The sequence below is a fragment of the Psychromonas sp. MME2 genome (assembly GCF_040566515.1).
Classification (GTDB): Bacteria; Pseudomonadota; Gammaproteobacteria; order Enterobacterales; family Psychromonadaceae; genus Psychromonas.
The window spans coordinates 1-4,399 of the sequence record NZ_JBEWXI010000005.1 but is presented as its reverse complement, the minus strand read 5'-3'; the positions used below and the strand labels follow the sequence as shown (position 1 = coordinate 4,399).

Here is a 4,399-nt window from a genome sequence, read left to right as displayed (position 1 = left end):
CGCTATTTTAACTATCGCTGCTTGGTTAAAGTTATCCAATAACAGATTATAATGCGCTGTTTTTTCTTGTGACTCTTCCTGCGCTTTTAATAAGGCGGCTGCAAACAGGTAATCCATGGCATGTAACGGCTGTTTATGGTCAGGGACGGTGGTAAATAGTTGAGCATAATTGACAGGTAATCCACAATGCTTAAACAACAAAGGTAACAACCTTGTGTTGAGCAGATCTGCACGCTTGCTCATTTCCTCTTCACGGTGAGAAAAGCCACATTGATACTGTAAACTAAAATCGCTAAGCACAGCTAAACGCCCCGTATGTTGTAAAATACCCAGTAATAAAATATCTGAAATATCTATTTTTTTGACGTTGGCACTGCCGCTTAAACGATGCTGGGTATAGAGTTGCGTCGCTTGTTGGGATAAATCCCAAGCAAGCCGCCAATTTTCTTGTAACAAAGCGGCGATATCAGGCGATACAAATTGCTGCTCATGAAGATTTTTAAGTACAAATGTGAGTGCATATTGACTAACGCTATGCATTCCGATGCGTTGTATAACCGAGAGCAGGTTTATACTCGCCGCTTTGCCCGTACTATACAGGGCTGAATTCCCTAATTTAAGTATATAGGTAGCAAATGCAGGCTCCTTAGCAACCGCTAATTCAACATCATAGATAGATGAATCAAGGCGATGGCATAAACGCCGCAGCGCCATTAAATTTTCAGGAATAGGTAGTAAGCTATTTTCGATATTATCTGATAAAAGTTGCTTATTAATCCTATCAATTTGCTGTGAATACATATCTACCTTAGTACACTTTATAAAATAAAAAGTATAGCGGTAGCTATTTAGAATCGAAATATAAAAATCAGCAAATAGAGAGATGCGTTGTGATAATAATACCAATTAGCGAAAATTGTGGATTTATTTTACAGTTAGATAAAACTATTTATTAACCATAAAAAAACCTGATAAACAGCAACGATTATCAGGTTATTTTTAGATAGATGAGAGCATTTTGTTAAACGGCGAAGACTGGCTCAATATATTGAACAGGTGATTCACTCACTGGCTCTTCAAATGTCACCATTTCCCAAGCTTCTTGATCTTCTAACATTGCGCATAATAATTGATTATTCAATGCATGCCCTGTTTTATAAGCCTTCAAGTGACCTAAGATGGTGTAACCAGAAAGATAGAGATCACCAATGGCATCTAACACTTTATGTTTCACAAACTCATCTTCGTAGCGTAAGCCTTCTGGATTTAAAACCCGGAACTCATCCAAGCCAATGGCATTATCTAAGCTTGCACCAAGCGCTAAGTTATTAGCTTGTAGCTGCTCAACACCCTTCATGAATCCAAAGGTTCTTGCGCGACTAATCTCTTTTACAAAGAGATCACCAGAAAAATCCATCTCTATATGTTGATTTTGACCTTCGAATACGGGGTGATCAAAATCAATTTTAAAGTCTAAACTAAAGCCTGATGCTGATGGCTGTAATTCGGCCCATTTACCCTCTTTTTCATCTTCAACACGAACTGTTTTTTTAATACGAATAAATTTCTTTGCCGCATTAAGTTCTTCAATACCCGCCGACTGTAATAAAAAGATAAATGGACTAGCACTACCATCCATAATCGGAATTTCAGGTGCATCGACATCAATAATAATATTATCAATACCTAATCCGGCTAACGCAGCAGAGAGATGCTCAACCGTAGAAATTTTTTCACCCTGCTCATTCACTAAACAAGTACACAAAAGCGTTTCTTGAACGGCTCTAGCATGCGCTTTAAATGTTACAACAGGATTTAAATCGATACGACGATAAACAATGCCTGTATTAGCAGGCGCAGGATGTAACTCTATCGTCACTTTATTTCCTGAGTGCAAACCAATACCTGTTGATTTAACACTTTTCTTTAATGTTCTTTGTTTAATCATCTTAGCCCCTATCTATCGCATATTTCGATTTTTGCGGAGTATATCAGTTTGAGATATATATCACAAATATCAAATCGACCTATTAATCGGCTTGTTTACGTAAAAACGCAGGAATATCTAAATAGTTACTCTCTGGTTTTTCCTTAGACAATGAATCTTCGACCTGTTCTGATGATTCATCTGCTGTGGCTTTTTCTTCTACCGCATTCACTGCAACAGGAGTCTCTGCCGATGCCACTGGGTTTTTCACCACACTAAGGTCTGATTTACGCTCCCCAAGACCCGTCACAATCACGGTTACATGCAGTTCAGCGGTATCAAGTTTTGGATCAACAGATACACCGATGATAATTTGTGAGTCTTCTGAGGCGAACTCACGTATTGCATCACCAACCGTTTCATATTCATCCCAAGTGAAGTCCATACCAGCCACAATATGAACAAGCACTCCACGTGCATTAGATAAGTCAACGTCTTCAAGAAGCGGACAAGAGATAGCAAGTTCAACAGCTTCTTCCGCGCGTGCTTCACCTTTTGCAACACCAATTCCCATTACCGCATTGGTACCAGCTTCTGTCATTACGGTTCTGACATCAGCAAAGTCAATGTTAATGGTACTTTCTTCGTTATTAATTATGGCAGAAAAACCAGATACTGCATCATACAACACACCATTTGCAGCTTCTAATGCACCAAGGAAGGTAACACCTTTAGGTAATGACTTTTGTAATTTATCATTTGGGATGATTAATAAAGAGTCAATATGCTCCGATAATCTGGCAATCCCCTGACTCGCATAATTAATGCGTTTTTTACCTTCAAAAAATGAAGGCTTAGAGACAACACCAATAGTTAAAGCACCAAGTTCAATAGCCACTTCCGCGACAACAGGTGAAGCACCCGTTCCCGTTCCTCCCCCCATACCTGCCGCAATAAACACTACATCTGCGCCAGCTAAAATATTACGAATATTTTCTTTATCTTCTAATGCTGATTTATACCCAACTTCAGGGTTAGCGCCCGCACCTAACCCGTGCGTAATCGAGGCACCAAGCTGCAAACGTACCGTGGCTTTAGATGAACGTAATGCTTGAGCATCAGTATTCATTGCAATGAACTCAGCTCCCGTTAGCCCTTTATCAATCATATGATTAATCGCATTACCACCACCGCCACCGACGCCGACGACTTTAATGACTGCCTGTTGTGTATGCTCTTCGTCAACTATTTCAAACATTTGCTCTTTTTCCACTTTATTTAATTGTTCAGACATTATGTGTCTCCACCTTGGTGAGATATATCATACCAACTAATATTCTTTTTTTATCCAACTTTTTATTCTATTAAAAAATACTATCAATGGATTTTCTATGATTGTTTCATGATTCACTGAAAATCCCTCATTTTTATAACGTAACAGTCCCACCGCAGTAGAGTATGCAGCAGTATCAACAAATTCGGCTAAACCTTGAATATTCTGCGGTTTACCAATGCGAACCTGTATATTATCAAAAACTTTTTCAGCAACTTCAACTAAGCCCGGGATTTGTGCAGCACCTCCCGTTAACACTATTCCAGCGGCTAATTGCTGCTTCAACCCTTCACTCAACAGTTTTCATTTAACTTATAGATCTCTTTTTTCACCATCGTTAGTAATTCACTATAGCGCGGCTCGATCACGTTGATTAATGTCTTTCGGGGTAAACGACGCATATCTCGACCACCGACACTCGGCAACTCAATCATCTCATCATCATCTATTTGATCTAAATTCAAACTGCCATGTTTAACCTTGATCTCCTCCGCAGAACTGGGCGGAGCACTAAGCAATGGCAATATCATTCGTCACCGAATTTCCTGCGTAATCAAGTACTAAACGGTATTTTAGCGCCCCTGCAACATAAATGGAGATATCCATGGTACCGCTCCCCATATCAACAACGCAGACACCTAACTCTTTTTCATCTTCACTTAAATTTCTAACAGCTTGAAGCGACACCTGAAAAGGTAAGCTGATTAATAACCAAGCCACATCGTTCTACGGCTTTTTCTAAATTTTTCACTAATCGTTATGACAAGTTATTAAATGAACGTCTGCTTTTAATTTTACTCCCGATAGCCCCAATGGGTTTTTAATACTCCCCAATAGTCGATAGAAAACTCCTGTGGTATCACATCTAAAAGACGTTGGTCATCACGAATTTTCACAGAGCGAGCGTTGTGTAAAACACTCTCCACATCATATGTGCTGACTTCATGATCCTCAATTGCCCATGTTCCTGATTCATTTAATGATTCAATATGAGAGCCAGACACATTTAGGTTAACCGATGAAACTGAGCAGTCTGCCATTTTCTCTGCACGTTCCAGAGCCGTTTTAATCGCCTCTACGACAGAATTCAAATCAATAACTAAGCCTTTATCCACTCCTTTCGAAGTAGACTCGCCAAT

6 protein-coding genes and 1 pseudogene are annotated in these 4,399 nt (G+C 39.4%); all 7 read right to left on the bottom strand.

What is annotated here, in order from left to right:
• A partial coding sequence (locus tag AB1A03_RS05980) for an HDOD domain-containing protein (RefSeq protein ID WP_354623709.1) occupies positions 1 to 801 on the bottom strand: 801 nt, incomplete at its 3' end.
• A 220-nt stretch (positions 802 to 1,021) separates the two neighbouring features.
• Complete coding sequence (gene lpxC / locus AB1A03_RS05975) at positions 1,022 to 1,948, bottom strand: UDP-3-O-acyl-N-acetylglucosamine deacetylase (RefSeq protein ID WP_354623707.1); 927 nt, start codon at positions 1,946 to 1,948, stop codon at positions 1,022 to 1,024.
• Between the two features lie 82 nt (positions 1,949 to 2,030).
• Complete coding sequence (ftsZ, locus tag AB1A03_RS05970; RefSeq protein WP_354623705.1) at positions 2,031 to 3,221, bottom strand: cell division protein FtsZ; 1,191 nt, start codon at positions 3,219 to 3,221, stop codon at positions 2,031 to 2,033.
• A gap of 36 nt (positions 3,222 to 3,257) precedes the next feature.
• Positions 3,258 to 3,557, bottom strand: coding sequence for a cell division protein FtsA (locus tag AB1A03_RS05965; protein WP_354623704.1), 300 nt, complete (start codon positions 3,555 to 3,557; stop codon positions 3,258 to 3,260).
• On the bottom strand, positions 3,554 to 3,790 hold the full coding sequence (locus AB1A03_RS05960) for a hypothetical protein (RefSeq protein ID WP_354623702.1): 237 nt from the start codon (positions 3,788 to 3,790) through the stop codon (positions 3,554 to 3,556). Before AB1A03_RS05960 ends, AB1A03_RS05965 begins: the two co-directional genes overlap by 4 nt.
• A complete protein-coding gene (locus AB1A03_RS05955; RefSeq protein WP_354623700.1) occupies positions 3,771 to 3,980 on the bottom strand; it encodes a cell division FtsA domain-containing protein in 210 nt (69 codons plus the stop codon). Before AB1A03_RS05955 ends, AB1A03_RS05960 begins: the two co-directional genes overlap by 20 nt.
• 74 nt (positions 3,981 to 4,054) lie before the next feature.
• Positions 4,055 to 4,399: pseudogene (gene ftsA, locus AB1A03_RS05950) on the bottom strand (cell division protein FtsA); the annotation flags it as partial.